The organism is Paenibacillus solani, assembly GCF_001277345.1.
In the GTDB taxonomy this organism is placed as follows: Bacteria; Bacillota; Bacilli; order Paenibacillales; family Paenibacillaceae; genus Paenibacillus_AQ; species Paenibacillus_AQ solani.
Window position 1 is genome coordinate 1,387,627 of the sequence record NZ_LIUT01000001.1, and the last position, 16,906, is coordinate 1,404,532.

General features: G+C 45.8%; 19 protein-coding genes. 18 read left to right on the forward strand and 1 reads right to left on the reverse strand.

Annotated features, from left to right (window positions below; genetic code table 11):
• Positions 1–14 precede the first annotated feature (14 nt).
• The 18 genes from AM231_RS06350 to AM231_RS06425 all read left to right on the forward strand — a co-directional run bounded on the left by AM231_RS06350 (position 15) and on the right by AM231_RS06425 (position 16,538).
• On the forward strand, positions 15–548 hold the full coding sequence (locus AM231_RS06350; RefSeq protein WP_053488730.1) for a hypothetical protein: 534 nt from the start codon (positions 15–17) through the stop codon (positions 546–548).
• The gene (locus tag AM231_RS06355; RefSeq protein WP_054401732.1) at positions 541–2,043 is read left to right on the forward strand and encodes an AAA family ATPase; all 1,503 of its coding nucleotides are present in this window, start codon (positions 541–543) and stop codon (positions 2,041–2,043) included. The genes AM231_RS06350 and AM231_RS06355 overlap by 8 nt, the downstream gene beginning before the upstream one ends.
• 147 nt (positions 2,044–2,190) lie before the next feature.
• Positions 2,191–3,063: a 3-hydroxyacyl-CoA dehydrogenase family protein gene (locus AM231_RS06360; RefSeq protein WP_053488728.1), complete on the forward strand. Its 873-nt coding sequence runs from the start codon at positions 2,191–2,193 to the stop codon at positions 3,061–3,063.
• Positions 3,060–4,268, forward strand: coding sequence for an acetate/propionate family kinase (locus AM231_RS06365; RefSeq protein WP_054401733.1), 1,209 nt, complete (start codon positions 3,060–3,062; stop codon positions 4,266–4,268). The genes AM231_RS06360 and AM231_RS06365 overlap by 4 nt, the downstream gene beginning before the upstream one ends.
• Before the next feature lie 31 nt (positions 4,269–4,299).
• A complete protein-coding gene (asnS, locus tag AM231_RS06370; RefSeq protein WP_053488726.1) occupies positions 4,300–5,595 on the forward strand; it encodes an asparagine--tRNA ligase in 1,296 nt (431 codons plus the stop codon).
• An 18-nt stretch (positions 5,596–5,613) separates the two neighbouring features.
• Positions 5,614–6,360, forward strand: a complete 747-nt coding sequence (locus AM231_RS06375; RefSeq protein WP_054401734.1) for a DnaD domain protein — start codon at positions 5,614–5,616, stop codon at positions 6,358–6,360.
• Between the two features lie 238 nt (positions 6,361–6,598).
• Entirely contained in the window at positions 6,599–7,288 is a 690-nt protein-coding gene (locus AM231_RS06380) for an HAD family hydrolase (RefSeq protein WP_054401735.1), read from the forward strand.
• A gap of 33 nt (positions 7,289–7,321) precedes the next feature.
• A complete protein-coding gene (locus tag AM231_RS06385) occupies positions 7,322–7,978 on the forward strand; it encodes an HAD family hydrolase (protein WP_054401736.1) in 657 nt (218 codons plus the stop codon).
• 278 nt (positions 7,979–8,256) lie between these two features.
• On the forward strand, positions 8,257–8,526 hold the full coding sequence (locus AM231_RS06390) for a CD3324 family protein (protein ID WP_054401737.1): 270 nt from the start codon (positions 8,257–8,259) through the stop codon (positions 8,524–8,526).
• A 149-nt stretch (positions 8,527–8,675) separates the two neighbouring features.
• Positions 8,676–9,539 carry a phosphotransferase enzyme family protein gene (locus tag AM231_RS06395; protein WP_242615074.1) on the forward strand — a complete coding sequence of 288 codons (864 nt, stop codon included), beginning with the start codon at positions 8,676–8,678 and terminating at the stop codon, positions 9,537–9,539.
• A complete protein-coding gene (locus AM231_RS29825; protein WP_242615075.1) occupies positions 9,536–9,691 on the forward strand; it encodes a hypothetical protein in 156 nt (51 codons plus the stop codon). Before AM231_RS06395 ends, AM231_RS29825 begins: the two co-directional genes overlap by 4 nt.
• A gap of 81 nt (positions 9,692–9,772) precedes the next feature.
• Positions 9,773–10,603: a CPBP family intramembrane glutamic endopeptidase gene (locus AM231_RS06400; protein WP_054401738.1), complete on the forward strand. Its 831-nt coding sequence runs from the start codon at positions 9,773–9,775 to the stop codon at positions 10,601–10,603.
• A gap of 221 nt (positions 10,604–10,824) precedes the next feature.
• Positions 10,825–11,406 carry an RNA polymerase sigma factor gene (locus AM231_RS06405; protein WP_278044610.1) on the forward strand — a complete coding sequence of 194 codons (582 nt, stop codon included), beginning with the start codon at positions 10,825–10,827 and terminating at the stop codon, positions 11,404–11,406.
• Positions 11,403–11,870 carry a hypothetical protein gene (locus tag AM231_RS06410; protein WP_054401739.1) on the forward strand — a complete coding sequence of 156 codons (468 nt, stop codon included), beginning with the start codon at positions 11,403–11,405 and terminating at the stop codon, positions 11,868–11,870. Before AM231_RS06405 ends, AM231_RS06410 begins: the two co-directional genes overlap by 4 nt.
• A gap of 14 nt (positions 11,871–11,884) precedes the next feature.
• Entirely contained in the window at positions 11,885–12,979 is a 1,095-nt protein-coding gene (locus tag AM231_RS06415) for a DUF6677 family protein (protein ID WP_054401740.1), read from the forward strand.
• A 30-nt stretch (positions 12,980–13,009) separates the two neighbouring features.
• Positions 13,010–13,150: a hypothetical protein gene (locus AM231_RS28985; RefSeq protein WP_165593377.1), complete on the forward strand. Its 141-nt coding sequence runs from the start codon at positions 13,010–13,012 to the stop codon at positions 13,148–13,150.
• 229 nt (positions 13,151–13,379) lie between these two features.
• The gene (locus AM231_RS06420) at positions 13,380–14,123 is read left to right on the forward strand and encodes an ABC transporter ATP-binding protein (protein WP_054403547.1); all 744 of its coding nucleotides are present in this window, start codon (positions 13,380–13,382) and stop codon (positions 14,121–14,123) included.
• A 6-nt stretch (positions 14,124–14,129) separates the two neighbouring features.
• Positions 14,130–16,538: an ABC transporter permease gene (locus AM231_RS06425; RefSeq protein ID WP_054401741.1), complete on the forward strand. Its 2,409-nt coding sequence runs from the start codon at positions 14,130–14,132 to the stop codon at positions 16,536–16,538.
• A gap of 27 nt (positions 16,539–16,565) precedes the next feature.
• On the opposite strand, the gene AM231_RS06430 is transcribed toward AM231_RS06425, so the two are convergent.
• Positions 16,566–16,859 (reverse strand): SdpI family protein, encoded by a 294-nt coding sequence (locus AM231_RS06430; RefSeq protein WP_054401742.1) that lies wholly within the window; start codon positions 16,857–16,859, stop codon positions 16,566–16,568.
• Positions 16,860–16,906: the final 47 nt, after the last annotated feature.

Consider the following 16,906-nt stretch of genomic DNA (forward strand, 5'->3'; position numbering starts at 1 on the left):
GAAGGAGGAAATTCATGAAAGTACGCATCGTTCCTATCGTGCTGACTGTCGTGATTTCAGCATCGGTTCTCTTTGGTGGATGGTTTCTGTATCGGCAAATGGCTCTGCAGAATCCGCTCGCCTCGGTTGTGTCCCAATATGATGGCGTGAAGAATTCTCAAATAGATATTAAACAGGATACCGTCACTTTGAAACTTGATTTGGAACCAAATACGAATTTACAAGGACTGATTCAGCATATCAAGCATGAAGGTAAATCCGTGATCGGAAGTCGAGAACTGAAAGTCCAGGTTGAAGATCATTCATCGGAAGCCTTGGACCAGTGGTGGGATCAAGCCATGCTGTCAGTGGCGGAAGCCATGGATAATAAACAATATACTCAAATTCAAACTTCGCTGGAGCAGCTCGCTGGTAATTCCTCGAATTTGAAAGCAAAAGCAACAATTGATGAAAATAATGTTTATGTCAGCTTGTCCGATGGCAAGTCAGGTAAGTTTATAATCTTACCGCGTCAACCTGGTAAAATGGAGGGGTGGAATCATGCCTAAGCTGGCCAAAGAAATAATATTAGGCTTTATTCCGGTGTTGTTGGTATTTCTAGTATTTATTGGTGTGAACATTGTACCTCTATTGATCGCGGGAGGACTGGTCGGGGCCCTGTTATTTATTGCGAAAATGAAGGGCGGAATCGCTGTAGGGGCTGGGAATGAACGCAAACGCAAGAAGAGCGGACCGGCGAAGCTGACGTTCGAAGAAATCGGCGGGCAGGATAATGCAAAGCAAGAGTTGCGTGAAGCTCTGGATTTTCTGATTCGCCATGAAGATATTAAGAAATTCGGCATTCGTCCATTAAAAGGGATTCTTCTCACCGGGCCTCCGGGGACAGGCAAGACCTTAATGGCAAAAGCAGCTGCCCATTATACAGATTCAGTCTTTGTGGCTGCTTCAGGCAGTGAATTTGTTGAAATGTATGTAGGTGTTGGTGCAGGTCGTATCCGTGACTTGTTTAAAGATGCACGAAACCGTGCAGTTAAAGAAAACAAGCAGAACGCCATTGTCTTTATCGATGAGATTGATGTTATTGGCGGTAAGCGCGAAGGCGGTCAGCAGCGAGAATATGACCAGACGCTGAATCAGCTGCTGACGGAGATGGACGGTATCTATTCGCAGGAAACACCGCGCATTCTCGTTATAGCCGCAACGAACCGGAAAGAAATGCTCGATAGTGCGCTGCTGCGTCCAGGTCGATTCGACCGACATATTCAGGTGGATTTGCCGGATAAGAAGGGCCGCACGCATATCTTGAACCTCCATGCAGGCAATAAACCGCTGCACGAAGATGTGGATCTGGAGAAAATTGCCGAGGAGGCCTACAGCTTCTCCGGTGCGCAGCTTGAAAGTGTTATGAATGAGGCAGCCATCTACACGATGCGCGAGAATGAACAATTTATCCATCAGCGGCATTTATCAATGGCGATTGATAAAGTCATGATGGGTGAACGATCTGATCGCGAATCGAATCTGGAAGAGAAAAAGCGGGTTGCCATTCATGAATTGGGACATGCTATTATGGCAGAGCTTGTACGTCCCGGCAGCGTAAAACAAGTTGCCCTCAGTCCGCGTGGTAAAGCGCTGGGTTATGTTCGTCATAATCCGCAGCAGGAGCAATATTTGTATACCAAGACATTTCTGGAAGAGCAGATCATGATAGCGCTTGGCGGCGCCGCTGCTGAAGAAATGTATTATGGCGGCCGAAGCACAGGTTCCAGCAATGACTTTGAGCAATCGCTCAATATTGTGGAGACGATGATGAAGTCTGGTTTAACGGCTCTCGGCATCGTGAATATGAATATGGTAACGACGGAAGAGTTAATGAAAGAGAATAATAAAATATTGGAAGAGTTAATGAACCGTACTAAGCATCTCTTGGAACAACAAAGACTAATATTCGACAATTCTCTTGATATCCTTTTAAAGGAAGAAATTCTCTCGGGAGAACAATTTAGATGTCAATTTCGTGAAAACAAGCTTTTACCAGCATAAATTATTATGCTGGTTATTTTTTTTTACTTTTTTGCCGTGCTAAGATATCATTAGAGGTTGTGCTCCAAAAATGTATTTTTCGACAAATTTTTTCGACAAATGGGGTACAATAGAGTATAGAGATAAGGAAAGGGTGGAGTAGAAACCATGTACTTCAAAAAAATCGGCGTTGTAGGCGGCGGGACCATGGGACAGGGCATAGCGGAGATGCTGGCTGCCAAAGGTCTGGACGTGCTGCTCGTAGAGAAAACTCCAGAGAAATTGGACTATTCATACCGCATGATAGAAGCCAGCCTGGATAAACAACTTGAGAAGTGGGGCATTACTCAGGCAGAGAAGAAGCTCATCTTGAGCCGGATTCAAAAAGTAACTCATTTTGCCGAACTCAGCTCCTGCGATATGGTGATTGAGACCATTATAGAGGATTTGGAAGCGAAGAAAGAAGTATTTGCACAGCTTGACCAGGTATGTCCGAGCCATATCATATTAGCAAGTAACACATCCACGCTTAGTTTGACGGAGCTCGCCAGCTCTACCAAATATCCTGAGCGTGTTATTGGCATGCACTTTATTCACCCTGTTTCCAAAGTAGATCTGGTTGAAATTATTCGTGGACTGAAGACTTCAGACCAAACTTTTACCGAAACCAAACGCTTTGTCGAAGAAGTAGCGGATAAAAAAGGCATCATGGTATATGAATCCCCTGGCTTTGTCACAACCCGTATGATTACGCTGATGATCAATGAAGCTATGCATTTGCTTCAAGAAGGCGTGGCATCAGCCGAGGATATCGATGATGCGATGAGAATCGGATACAAGTTCCAACATGGACCACTTGAGATGGCGGATCGTTTCGGCTTGGATTCCATTCTGGCAGCTTTGGAGCGTATGTTCCGGGAATATGGCGAACTGAAGTACCGTCCATCGATTGTTTTGAAGAAAAGAGTTCGTGCTGGACAATTGGGCGTCAAAACGGGAGAAGGCTTTTTCAAGTACGACAAGGATGGTGACCGGGTATGAATATTCTCGTAATCAATGCAGGCAGTTCTTCACTGAAATATCAATTATATAATATGAATGATGAATCCGTTCTGGCAAAAGGCTTAGTGGAGCGGATCGGCATGGATTCCTCGATTCTGACACATAAGCCGACAGGAAAGCAGGATGTGACCGAAGTCAGTGAAATACTGGAGCATACCACTGCGATTCGTAAGGTGCTGGGCATGCTGACAAACGAGGAGCATGGTGTCATTCCGTCCATCGCTAGTATCCAAGCTGTTGGACACCGTGTGGTGCACGGCGGCGAGTCATTTAAAGAGTCTGCGCTCGTTGACAGTGACGCCAAAGCCGAAATTCGCCGTTTGTTCGACTTGGCTCCTCTGCACAATCCTGCTTCCATGATGGGGATTAATGCTGCAGAAGCTAACATGCCGGGGGTTCCGCAGGTGGTCGTATTCGATACGGCTTTCCATCAGACAATGCCGGAGAAAGCATATCTGTACGCGATACCTAGAGTGCTTTATAGTAAGTATAAAGTACGTCGGTATGGAGCACACGGCACGTCTCATGAATATGTAAGCCAGGCGGCTGCTAACTTTCTGAATCGCCGGATCGAGGATTTGAAGATTATCACTTGTCATATCGGCAATGGTGCATCCTTGACAGCAGTCAAAGGTGGACAGTCCGTGGACACATCGATGGGAATGACTCCGCTGGAAGGCTTGATGATGGGAACGCGCAGCGGTGATTTGGACCCTGCAATCGTCCCGTTTGTCATGAACAAGGAAGAGCTGACTGTCAATGAAGTGAACTCCATGCTGAACAAGCACAGCGGCTTGCTGGCGATCTCCGGAATCAGCAGTGATATGCGCGAGATTACGGAAGGCATGGAGAAAGGGGAGCCTAATTCCACATTGGCTTTTGACATGTATGAATATCGTCTCCGTAAATACATCGGTTCCTATGCTGCGGTAATGAATGGCGTGGATGTTATTGTCTTTACTGCGGGTGTTGGCGAGAATTCGATCGTTCTTCGTCAAAGAGTGCTTGAGCAGCTCACCTATCTGGGGGTAGAATTGGATGAGGAGCTGAACAGTATTCGTTCCGGCGAACCGCGCCGTATTTCAGCGGCCAATTCGAAAGTAGAGGTGCTTGTCATCCCTACCAATGAGGAATTGGTTATTGCCCGGGATACGAATCGCATCGTACAAGCTTCTAACCGTTAATACAGTAGTGATATAAGGGAGAGATTTTAGCATGGCCACCAAAAGTGTGATTCGCAACGTCAACCAGCATGTCGGCGAGACTGTCACGATCGGCGCCTGGATTAATAACAAGCGTTCCAGCGGGAAGATTCAATTCCTGCAGCTGCGCGATGGGTCTGGTTATATCCAGGGTGTTGTTGTGAAGAGCGAAGTACCTGAGCAAGTATGGGATGACGCGAAAAGCTTGACACAAGAAAGCTCATTATATGTTACGGGCGTTATACGAGAAGAGCCGCGGAGTCAATCAGGCTATGAGATGACGGTTACCGGCATTGAAATTATACACCTTACGGAGAATTATCCAATTACGCCTAAAGAGCATGGTGTCGATTATTTGATGGACCATCGTCATCTATGGCTGCGCACCCAGAAACAGCGTGCGATTATGGTGATTCGTGCAGAGATCATCCGCGCCGTACAGGAGTATTTCGATACGAACGGATTTACGCTTGTAGATCCACCGATCTTAACCCCTACTTCCGCAGAGGGTACAACGAATCTGTTCCATACAAAGTATTTCGACGAGGATGCTTATTTGACCCAGAGCGGACAGCTTTATATGGAAGCTGCTGCGATGGCACTTGGTAAAGTATACTCCTTCGGTCCAACGTTCCGTGCCGAGAAATCCAAAACTCGTCGTCACCTTATTGAGTTCTGGATGATTGAGCCTGAGATGGCCTTCACGGACCATGAGGAGAGCTTGCAGGTGCAAGAGCAGTTCATTAGTCATGTGGTGCAATCCGTGGTTAAAAACTGCCGCCAGGAGCTTGAAACGATCGGTCGTGACATATCGAAGCTTGAAGCGATTCAGGCACCATTCCCACGGATTACTTATGATGAGGCTATTGATTTCCTGCATACCCAGGATTTCGATATTCCATGGGGCGAGGACTTCGGGGCACCGCATGAAACGGCTATTGCCGAGAAGTATGACAAACCGGTCTTTATTACTCATTATCCGGCAGGAATCAAGGCTTTCTACATGAAGCCGGATCCGAATCGTCCTGAAGTTGTACTGTGTGCCGACATGATTGCTCCGGAAGGCTATGGCGAGATTATCGGCGGATCGCAGCGGATCGATGATCCGCAGCTGCTTGAAGAGCGCTTCAAGGAGCATGAGCTGTCGATGGAAACCTATCAATGGTACATGGATTTGCGTAAATACGGTACCGTGCCTCATTCAGGCTTTGGTTTAGGCCTGGAGCGTACTGTTGCCTGGATCTGCGGTTTGGATCACGTCCGTGAAACCATTCCGTTCCCTCGTACGCTGTACAGGTTGTACCCGTAAGCCGTGAGAGGTGAGTCGATGAACCACGGTCATGCTGGCAGTGACGCACAAGGCTGGAGCGCCGGCGCCGCTGCCGGCATGAGCCAAGCTATGGCCGTCATTCCATATACCTTGCTCCGGCACTACCGGTCGCTTGGTTTAAGTGATCGTGAAGCCATGCTGGTGATCCATCTCTTAGGCTATCAGCAGGTAGAGTACAAAGCGTTCCCTTCATTTGAAGAGCTTGCGGAAGTAACAGGCTCCCCGGCGGCATTCGTTGCCACAAGCCTGCAACGCTTGATGAAGATCGGGCTGATCGGTATCGATGAGTATGTGGACGAGTCGCAAGGGATTCACTATGAACGGTACAACCTGAATGGTTTGTATGAGAAACTTGCTTTGCGGCTGGCTGAAGACGGCAAGGAGAATGGAACGGCAGTAACGCCTTTTGCCTCCCCGCTATTGAATGCAAAGTCTGCATCCGCTAAGGGATCGGAAAAAGGAATGGATCTGCCCGATAAGGAAGAACGAAATTTGTTCACCATTTTCGAGAAAGAATTCGGGCGTCCGTTGTCTCCCATGGAGCTGGAGACGATCTCCGGCTGGGTCGATGCGGATCGCTATCCGGACGAGTTAATCCTGTTAGCCTTGAAGGAAGCGGTATTTGCAGGTAAGCTGCATTTCCGCTACATTGATCGGATCCTGCTCGAATGGAGCCGTAATCGCGTGCGTACAGCGCAGGATGCCAAAGCTTATACACAGAAATTCAGAAATATTGGAAGATAGAAGAGAAGAGGCTGTCCCAAACGTCATCAGCTGATGACTAAGGGAAGGCCTCTTTTTCATTCCATTCACTGTGTCCAAACGATCGAATATTATGACTGAGTTATTTGATGGAAAGGGAAAAGAGTGGCCTGTGAAGAATATACAGAAAGTGACTTCTCTGAAAAAGCTCCTGGTAGATTTTCATATAACTTGACTACTGAACAGGTAGTATTGGAACAAGGCTGGAGGGAGATGGAAGATGCGATATAAGGCTATTATCTTTGATCTGGATCACACGCTATTGGATTATAGTCAGAGTGAAAGGAATTGTTTGCAGCAGGCCCTTGAGCATTACCGGCTGCATGAGGAACTAACGTGGGAGGAATTCTGGGGCACGTATGGGCCGATCAATTTTACATACTGGATGAACCGTACTCAGAGTAATCATAATATTTGGCAGGTGTTGGAGCATTCTTTTACGGATACTTTTGTGCGGTTGAATCGGGAATTTCATCAATGCCGAGAAATTTCTGAAACCTATTGGGGATTGTTCTGCAGTTCCAACCATATGGAGCCTAATGCCGACCTTATTTTGGAACTTTTGCAAAGCAGCTTTACGCTCGGAGTCATATCCAACGGCATCGGTGAAGCTCAGCGTAAGCGTCTGACTTCAGCTGGATTAAGTCATTATTTTCAGTCCTTCATCATTTCCGATGAGGTCAATTGCTGGAAGCCGGACCCGAAAATTTTCGAGCTGGCTTTGCAGGATTTGATGGTAGGTCCAGACGAGGTCTTGTATATTGGAGATTCGCTTGCGGATGATTATGAAGGAGCATCGAGAGCCGGGATCGATTTTTGTTATTATAATCGCCGGGATACCCCTCTAAGTGACCATCAGCGACCTGCTTATATCATTAAGGATCTCATGGAAATAAAAGATTTTGTTTAGATTTAGATATTAAGAATGGAGGGGTACGATTCAATGAAATACAACCATATTCTTTTTGATTTGGATGGAACCTTGACGAATCCGCGCGAAGGTATTACGAAAGCTGTCCAATATGCACTCGAGAAGCATGGAGTTTACGTAAGTGATCTCTCCGAGCTGGAATGCTTTATCGGTCCACCGCTCCAGGCGACCTTCACAGAGAAATACCACTTCAATGAAAACAAAGCTTGGGAAGCGGTTCTGAGTTACCGTGAATATTTCAAGGACACCGGCATTTACCAAAATGAAGTGTATGACGGTATACGGGTTCTATTGGAAACATTGGTGATGCATGGACGCCAGTTGTATGTCGCCACCTCGAAACCAACCGTTTTTGCCGTAACGATCCTTGAGTATTTTGGGTTGTCTTCTTATTTTACAATGGTGTGTGGAAGCGAGCTGGATGGCACCCGATCTGCCAAGACCGATATCATTCAGCATGTGCTGGATACATGCCGTATTGATAAGTCTGATGCCGTGATGATCGGGGACCGCAAGCATGATCTGATAGGAGCTCAGAACTGCGGCGTGCACAGCATTGCCGCTGGATATGGCTTTGGCTCGGAGGAAGAGCTGACCGCATGCGAACCTACTTATTATTTCAAGACGGTGGAGGAGATGCAGGGGGCGTTTACAGGCTTGACGGTATAAAATTCTTCATTGACAGGAAAGTGCTTCGATTTTTTGTGCAATATCGGGTATAATGGTCACAACCAGTCGGATTGTCATTATTTTGAAGGGAGGGGCATGATCATGATGGGAAGATTGACAATGAGCTCTATGCAAGGTCTATATGATGAACAACGGCGGTTGTTTGCATGGAGCGATAAGAAAGGTACCGCCTAATTACCTCGCATAGAGAGGCCGTTTATCTTGTGGACTTTGCATCCTTAAAACCTTAACTTACATTTTAAGGAGCAGAGCATACCATGAAATATATAAACGCGGATATCATACTTCCTGAGGAACTGCTCAAGGAAGTACAAAAATATGTACAGGGTGGAATGGTATACATACCTAAGCCTGAAGGCTTGCGCAAGAGATGGGGAGAAAACTCGGGCAGCCGGTTATATTTGAAGAACAGGAACCAGGAGATTCGGAGACTATTCGGTAACGGTACAACGATTGATGAGCTTTCCGCTCAATTTTGTTTATCTTGCGATTCCATCAAGAAAATTGTGTATAGTAAGGACAAATAACGCAAAGTCACATTAGACTAAATTCTGATGTGGCTTTTTACTTTGTGTATGTAAACATTATGTTAAATCATTCGTTATATAGGATATCGAACTGCCTCACTACTATAATGGCTTTATGAACGATTACGGTTATAACAGAGGTGGTTTACATGAACGATTATGGTCAGTTTGAGGATGGAGAAGGGCGGAAAACGCTGCTCGCTAGAGCAGAAACGATTGCGCGATCGGTATTGCAGTCATTTAACCTGAAGCGGGTCGCGATTGAATTTATCGGTTATTCGGACACGATCACATATCAAGTAAAGACCGAGAAGGAGAACAAATATTTATTGCGGATTCATCCGGAGGGAAGAAGCCGAGCTGAATTATTGTCGGAGCTTCAATTTCTGGATGCTCTTCATGCTGCAGGTTTTATGGTACCGACAGGTCTAACCGCTCCTGATGGCTTAAGAGTGATCCCAATTGACTCATTCGAGGGTTCCTCGGCGCTTAATGTTACGTTGATGAAATGGGTCAATGGGGAGCACGCTAACGAGAGTCTTACAGATATCCAAGCATCTAATGTTGGTGTTATGATAGCCAAGCTGCACGAGGCAGCTATAGCTTTCGAAAAACCTGCTGGTTTTACCAGACCAACATGGGGGAGGGACAGCTTTAAAGAGGCGGTCGCCAAGCTGGAAAGGTATGCGCACAACTTCTTATCGGCAGCCTCGTGGTTGCTGTACCAACGAGCAGTTGACAAAGTTCTGTCTCAGTTAGATGAAATGAATGTTCATGAAGGTAACTTTGGTCTTATACATGCTGATTTACATTTGGGTAATATCGTATTTGCAAAAGATCATCCCTATCCGATCGATTTTGGCAGATGTGGATTCGGACATTATCTGTATGATCTGACCGCCGTTATGTTATCCCTTGTTCCAAAACAGCGTTATAAAGTGATTCTGGGATATCAAAGTGTGAGACCACTGGATTCGGGTTATATTGGATCGCTGGAATTCTTTTCATCATGATTATGATAGAGAATTATAGCCATCATGCTTCCAATCCCAGTGAGACGGAGGGTATCAAGCAGGAGCAGATGTATGCTCTAGCCTACATCGAAACATATTTGAGTGGGGATTCGTTTCTGCTGAATGTGGTGAAGCCGGTGGAATTATCTTGATAACTTAATTTCCGGTTGCCCCAGCTATTAGAGAAAGGTATCATGGGATCATTACACGTTTGAAGAATAGGAGAGAAGAGCTTGTTGGTAAGGAAGCACGCAGGCGAGTTTGCAATTTGCTTTATTTTAATGTCTGCAGCCATCACCTGGATTCAGTGCACATCACTTCCTATGCCCATGTTGTGGGTATTCGGACTTGCTCTGTTGGCTTATATGTTGTACAAGCCGAATAGCTTCACATTATCCAAAATATCAAATTTAATTAGAGAAACATCCATTCTGGCACTTCTTATGATTATCGGATATATTCTTTACCATTTATTCGGTGACCTGATTAGGAATGGATTAGCTGACCACGAGGCATGGGGAATCATTCTGTCGAGACTGAGCCTGATACTTTTTGTGATGCCATTTGCAATCACAATGATATTGATGAGAGAAAAGCCGCTTTATCTCGCAAAAGGTACCTGGGTGACAACGATTCATTTTCCATGGATATTCAAGGGCCCGTTAAAAGACCCGATCTGGCGCTTCATGCTGATTTTCCTGATTATCACTTGTGCTTTGTTTTCATTTTTTATTGACTGGGGACAACCGGGACTCCTCGTTCTTGTCGGTTATGCCCTATCTTTCGCGCTGATTAATTCAGTACTTGAAGAACTGTTATGGCGGGGATTTATACTTAGTCATTTTGTGAGCAGATTTGGCGTAATACAGGGGCTTATCATTGCCGGTACTACCTTTGGTTTATATCACTACCATCTCGGTTTTTCTTGGCCCGTGTGCCTGTTGTTTTCAATCTTTGGTATTATGATGGGCGGAGTAGCTATCCGTTCACAGGGACTGGTCCCCGTTATGGCCATGCATTTTGTGATGAACATTCTATTTGTGCTTAGCGGCATGATCCTGTAATCAGTTGTTTTACGGATGAGGTTCTGGATCTGCTAGTTATCTTCTTAAATATGGATACCAGTATCTGCGGTCTGTTCGTAATTAGGGCGTCTATAGACGCTCTTTTTTTCGTTTTTCCCATATAGGGAAATAATATGCGGCAGAATATGCTGGTCATGTTTTTTTAATTTCTTTAATTTTTTTATAAAAAAGTGCAGGGGCAGCTCGCAAAGCTGACGTCAATGGATATGGGAAGGGAGGGGAGAGTTATTGATGCAGAAACGTTAATCACGCGTATCCTGCAAGGTAAGCAAGATGCCTTTCGGGAGCTGGTGAACCAATACAGCCAGCACGTGTTCCATACGGCATATTCAGTCCTGAGAGATGCCAAGGAAGCGGAGGATGCGTCGCAGGAAGTGTTTATTCAAGTATACAAAGCTCTCCCCCAGTACCGATCTGAAGGCTTTAAGACCTGGATTACACGAATCACCGTGAATAAGGCGATTGATATGAAGAGGAAGCTTTCCCGCAAACCGCCGGAGCAGCTCTCCGGCGACCATGATGAAGTAATGGATAAACTCCCTTCCCGGGACGAAGATGTGGCCTCTCTGCTCATACATAAGGAGAAGAGAGAGGAGCTCCGAGAGAAAATCGAACAATTACCTGACAACCATCGCGATATCATAACAGCATTTTATTTGAATGAGAAAAATTACGAACAAATCGCTGACGAGATGAATGTTACAGTAAAAACAGTTGAATCCAAATTGTACCGGGCCAGACAATGGATCCGCAAGTCTTGGAAGGAGGAGGAGTGGAAATGAACAGGGAGGTTAACGAGTACAGACAGCTGACGGAACGATATGTCAGAGGAGAGGGTTCAGATGAAGAACGGTCGAATTATGAAGAACTCATGTTGTCGGATGACAGTGTGCTGACGTTGTACATGCAAGTTCTGGCGGAACTCGATTCTGAACTGCCGAACCTGCCGGATCCGGAAGCATTTGCGGATGAATTGGTTGGCCATGAGCAGATTAAGCCTTATGCCCATAGAGCAGCGCTGCGGATTCAGGAACGTCCAAAGCGCTGGTACGAACGAGCGATCGTCCATTATACCATTGCAGCGTCCATTACAATGCTCTTCCTCTTCACCGGGGCATTCAACCAGCTGCTTCCGGGTGAAACCAGCAGGGATAACTCCTTGTCAAATACACCTTCCTACAGCGAGCATTGGATGGAAAAAACGACAGGCTGGCTTGACCAGCTTTTATCTAGAACTGATAAATGAAAGGAAGATGCCTTGTGCAACCGCAACGAAATAAAGGGTTTGCCTTTATATTAAATATTCTTCCTGGCCTCGGCCATTATTATTGGGGAAGAAAAGGGCGTGCTCTGTTATACCCCTTCTTGTTCTTTGGATGCTTGTTTGGCGGATTTATGCTCGGGATCATGGCAGGTGCCGAGCAAGTTTTTGTGCTGGGACTTCTCGGCGCTATCATGTTCTGGGGGATTAGCATGCTTGATCTGTTAATTGCTCTCATCCGCTATAATCCCGTAACGATAATTCGCGATGAATTCGGGCGGCCGATGGAGATTCGCCAGGAAAAGAGCGATGAGTCCGAGCGCTTCTACACCATCTTGTTATCCTTTATACCCGGCCTTGGTCATTTTCAATTGGGCTTGATGCAGCGCGGCTTGTCATTTCTGATCGCATTTTTCGGACTTGGAACGATTCTGCTGTTTCTGACGGGCTTAACCAACCAAACGGTATTTCTGCTGTTCCTGGGCATGCTGCCAATCATATGGCTCTATTGCATGTTCGACGTGGTGCAGCTGGTCCATCGCAAACAAGCAGGCGAATTTATCGAAGACCGAACCCTCTTTGATGAGCTAGAGAGCGGCCGGGATAGCGGGCGCCGCAGTAAAGTGGTTGCTACCTTGTTATCCGCGTTTCCCGGAGCAGGACAAATGTATTTAGGGCTGCAGAAGCGTGGACTTCAGCTCATGGTTCTCTTTCTCGGCAGTATTTATGTATTGGACGTACTCAAGCTGTCGCTGTTCCTATTTTTGATTCCGCTGATCTGGTTTTATGCTTTTTTTGATGGTTTACAGCAAGTAAGCCGATATGGCAGAGAACCGCTACGGGATAGTCCAATCATCTCAGGGGCGGGCAATCACCAGCGCTGGCTTGGGCTTGGACTGCTCATTCTCGGTATCTATTTCGTATTTACAAGTGTGATACTTCCATATCTGAATACACTGTTTCCGGACATACATCATTATTCCTTTATCGGGGAGTACTTGAAGACGGGGATCATTGCCGTTCTTCTGATAGGCGGAGGAATTAAGCTTATGGCAGGCTCCAAAAAGGATTCAATGAAAAGGGAACGTCTATAGTATATATGAACGAAATATGGAGGAGATATAGTGGCCAAAAATCTGTATTATCTGCTGTATATTGCTCTGTTTGTTGTGACTTGTTTGTTTATCGTTAACGCTTACTCATCGCCGGACTCGCCTCCGTCACCTTCAATCACTTTATCAGAGCAGAATCAGAACCGGCTTTAGTGTAAGAGATGGATAATAACATACCGAAGATTTGCTGAGAAGAACACCGGAGACGGTGTTCTTTTTAAGTTTGGGCTCAAACTGGAAGGATATATTAATAAGTATCTTGCATTAATCAGTACTGGATGTTAATATTTGGATTAATGGTATTGAATATTAAACAGTACTGAATATAGCGATGTTGTTAGGAGGAGTATAGTTGATCAAGATCCAACCCAAGAAGGCAGCTATGATCAAGGCGGTGAATGTATGCAAATCATACGATACGGGAACCGCACAATTCCATGCAGCAAAAAGCGTGAATTTGGATTTGTACGAAGGGGATTTTACCGTCATTATGGGAAGTTCGGGTTCTGGCAAATCCACACTGTTGTATCTGCTGAGCGGTCTGGATACGCTAACCTCCGGGGAAGTGTACTTTAAAGGACAGCGGATTGACGAATATTCTGAAAAAGAAATTACTTATTTTCGCTCCAACAAAATCGGATACGTCTATCAATCGATCCATTTAATTCCCGATTTGACTTTATTGGAGAATGTTGCTTTTCCAGGATATGTGGCTGGCCGCAGCAAAAGCGAGGTCCATCACCAGGCGCTGAACCTGCTCGAAATGGTGGGAATTGCTGAACAAGCTGATCGCCTGCCGTCTCAAGTCTCGGGAGGTCAGCAGCAGCGGGCAGCCATTGGCAGAGCCTTAATCAATTCACCTGAGGTGATTTTTGCCGATGAGCCAACGGGAGCGCTCAGTCAGGAGCAAGGTACGATCATTTTGGATATTTTGACGGACATGAACCGTAAATCCCAATCGATTGTCATGGTCACACATGATATAAAGGCAGCGTGCAGAGCGGATCGTTTGGTCTTGGTGGAAGATGGGAGCATCCATGGAATATTGGAGCTGGGGAAATATTCGACAGATCAATTGAAAGCGAGAGAAAACCAGATATTCAAGTTCATGGCGGATAAGGAGTGATTAAGAATGTATGCGGTCTGGAAGCTATGCTGGTCTAACCTCATAATTAAAAAAGTACAGAACAGCTTCATAGCGATCATCATCATGTTATCTACCTTCCTTCTCACTACAGCGGTGCTCGTTATCAATAATACGAACCGGGTTTATGAGGATATGCATGCCAAGACTCATGGCGCCCACCAAATATTGCGTCTGGAGAATGGCATCCATGATCCCGGGCAAGTCCACCAGTGGTGGGCCGCACAGGAGGGAGTAAGGGCTTCAGATATGATGCGGTACCGCTATCTCTCCAGCATGTCTCATGCTGGAGAAGAAATTCCAAATGTGGACTTGTTTATGATGAATACGCCGCAAGGCCCTTATTCCGTCGATAAGCTTTTGTTTGTACAAGGAGAGGAGAGGAAGGCACCTGAGCCTGGGACAGCCTGGATTCCGACATCTCTTGCTTATTCCAACGATATTAAAGTCGGCGATCCGATAGAATTCAAGACAGATAAAGGAACATTTCAATTGCGAGTCGCAGCTGTTGTGATAGATATATCGTATTGTTCACCTTTTGCAACGAGCGGCCGAATATGGATGAATGATCAGGATTACGATACTCATATGTCCCCGCTGCATGGCGGCGATATGTACATGATCGGGCTGCGTTTTGATGATTACAGTCAGCATCGAGCCTATTGGGAGGGCTTTGCGAGAGCTCTTGGTGGACCATACCTGGAGTCAGTGAAGGATTTTGAGAGTATATCCTCTTACTATATGATCGCGAATCGTATTATTAGCTTCATTATGGTATTTCTTGCGGTTGTGATGATCTCTGTTGCTCTATATACACTTGGTTTTACGATATCCGATGCGATTCTTTCGAGCTACAGGACAATCGGTATAATCAAGTCCATAGGCTTAACCTCTCGTAAAGTGGTTTCAGTCTACGTGTCACAATATACGCTGATAGCCTTGATGTCGGTATTACCCGGGATTGGACTCAGTTTCTTCTTCTCCAACCAAATTGTTAACAGCTCGATGGCTTATCTCAATACGGGAACAGATAGGAATGTACAATTCTTGGAGCTCGCTATATGGGTAGGAGCTGTTGTGATCGCAGTCATCTTTCTATCAGCCCTCCTGTTTTCCTATAAGGCTCACAGTGTCCAACCGGCTCAAGCGATTCGTTACGGGATGTCAGAGAAGAAGGGTTCAAGAGCATTAGGTATGGAAAGCACATGGAAGAAGAAGCTGCTGAAGCTGGGCTCGCTTCCGATAGAGATGGTGATCGGCCTAAGAGGGATAAGGAAGAATGCGCGAGGCTCTGTGCTGATCCTAGTGATCTCGGCATTATGCACTGCGGTCCTTGTATTTGGTTTTATATTCGTTTACAGTATCTCTTCCATCCATGGAACGATTGGGAAATGGGGATATGATTCGTCCGATTTATCCATAAGAATCGATAATCCTGCTGTACTGAGCTATGATCAGCTTCGCGAGGATGTATTAACAGATGTAAGAGTGAAGAATTATAGCCGATATGGAGATGCCAATGCAGTCCTGCCACTAAATCAGGAGTTATCAGCCGGCAAGAACCAGGATACGATGGGCATCCTGCTAACGGTGGCAGAAGGAAATTATGATGAGATCGGCTATGAGAACATCAAAGGCCGAAATCCGTTGAATGACCAAGAAATTTCGGTAGGAGTTAACATCGCCAGAAGTCTGAATATCGATCTGGGAGATCCCGTGGATATTTATATTGAAGGAGTGAAACATACGCTTACCGTTACCGGCATTTATCAGGCGATTGCCAACATGGCCTATACGGGACGTATCACAGCGGAGGTCATCCAAGAAGGCAGTCGCGATGATGAATCCGTGATGAATACGGTTTTCATCAATCTGCAAGACGGCGTTTCAATCGAGGGCTTCGTGAACGAACTTCATCTCAGGTATGGCAGTGCGATCGGGACGGCAAGTCAAGCTGCGTTAGTGGATGAGGTGTTTTCTCAAGCGGTAATGATATTGATACTGCCCATGTCGATCATGATCCTGTTGTTCCTCATCATTACCTTTGTTATTATTTACAGCATATCCCGTATTAACATGAAGAAGGAAAGCAGGACGTACGGTATTTATAAATCAATCGGCATGACGTCCAGGCAGATTCGGATGTCGGTAACGGCGGGAATATTCGTTATCTCGACACTAGGAGCTTTAGTAGGGATTCCATTAGGACTTACAGGTCTGCCGCCATTGCTTAACTTCATTTTAGCGGATTACGGGATTGTTAAAGTTCCTTTGATTATGAATGGAGCAGGCGTGGCAGCGATGTTCCCCCTGAGTATTATGGCTGCATGCATAGGTTGCTGGTTAGCATCCCGATCTGTACGAACCACCTCGCCCCGTATCTTGACAATGGAATGAAAAAAACCTGTAAACGACTCCGTCGTTTTACAGGTTTTTCAGTTTCCGCTCCACCAGAATATAAATCAAGATGAAAACGATTATGGTTGCGATACCGGTGATCGTAAAAGAGCCGGTAAGCCTCGCAATAAGCAGCAGGATGACCCCGAAGATCATCAACAGCAAGCTGACGTATGCATTGGATGCTTTGAAATTGCGTTCACTCTTAAGAGAAGATGTAGTTTTGTAAGCATAGAAGCTTTTGGTACTCTTAGGTGGGATCAAAAAAAGCAGCAGTCCATACAAAATAAAAATGATCCCGATAAACAAACTTTCAAGCACTAGCCTTGCACTCCTCTGATAATAACGTGCCGGCTGCACCCGAGCCC

Excerpts from the sequence above, each read along its gene's own strand:
- AM231_RS06350 (WP_053488730.1), top strand. The coding sequence starts at position 15 with ATGAAAGTACGCATCGTTCCTATCGTGCTGACTGTCGTGATTTCAGCA.
- AM231_RS06355 (WP_054401732.1), top strand. The coding sequence starts at position 541 with ATGCCTAAGCTGGCCAAAGAAATAATATTAGGCTTTATTCCGGTGTTG.
- AM231_RS06360 (WP_053488728.1), top strand. The coding sequence starts at position 2,191 with ATGTACTTCAAAAAAATCGGCGTTGTAGGCGGCGGGACCATGGGACAG.
- AM231_RS06365 (WP_054401733.1), top strand. The coding sequence starts at position 3,060 with ATGAATATTCTCGTAATCAATGCAGGCAGTTCTTCACTGAAATATCAA.
- asnS (WP_053488726.1), top strand. The coding sequence starts at position 4,300 with ATGGCCACCAAAAGTGTGATTCGCAACGTCAACCAGCATGTCGGCGAG.
- AM231_RS06375 (WP_054401734.1), top strand. The coding sequence starts at position 5,614 with ATGAACCACGGTCATGCTGGCAGTGACGCACAAGGCTGGAGCGCCGGC.
- AM231_RS06380 (WP_054401735.1), top strand. The coding sequence starts at position 6,599 with ATGCGATATAAGGCTATTATCTTTGATCTGGATCACACGCTATTGGAT.
- AM231_RS06385 (WP_054401736.1), top strand. The coding sequence starts at position 7,322 with ATGAAATACAACCATATTCTTTTTGATTTGGATGGAACCTTGACGAAT.
- AM231_RS06390 (WP_054401737.1), top strand. The coding sequence starts at position 8,257 with ATGAAATATATAAACGCGGATATCATACTTCCTGAGGAACTGCTCAAG.
- AM231_RS06395 (WP_242615074.1), top strand. The coding sequence starts at position 8,676 with ATGAACGATTATGGTCAGTTTGAGGATGGAGAAGGGCGGAAAACGCTG.
- AM231_RS29825 (WP_242615075.1), top strand. The coding sequence starts at position 9,536 with ATGATTATGATAGAGAATTATAGCCATCATGCTTCCAATCCCAGTGAG.
- AM231_RS06405 (WP_278044610.1), top strand. The coding sequence starts at position 10,825 with ATGGATATGGGAAGGGAGGGGAGAGTTATTGATGCAGAAACGTTAATC.
- AM231_RS06410 (WP_054401739.1), top strand. The coding sequence starts at position 11,403 with ATGAACAGGGAGGTTAACGAGTACAGACAGCTGACGGAACGATATGTC.
- AM231_RS06420 (WP_054403547.1), top strand. The coding sequence starts at position 13,380 with ATGATCAAGGCGGTGAATGTATGCAAATCATACGATACGGGAACCGCA.
- AM231_RS06425 (WP_054401741.1), top strand. The coding sequence starts at position 14,130 with ATGTATGCGGTCTGGAAGCTATGCTGGTCTAACCTCATAATTAAAAAA.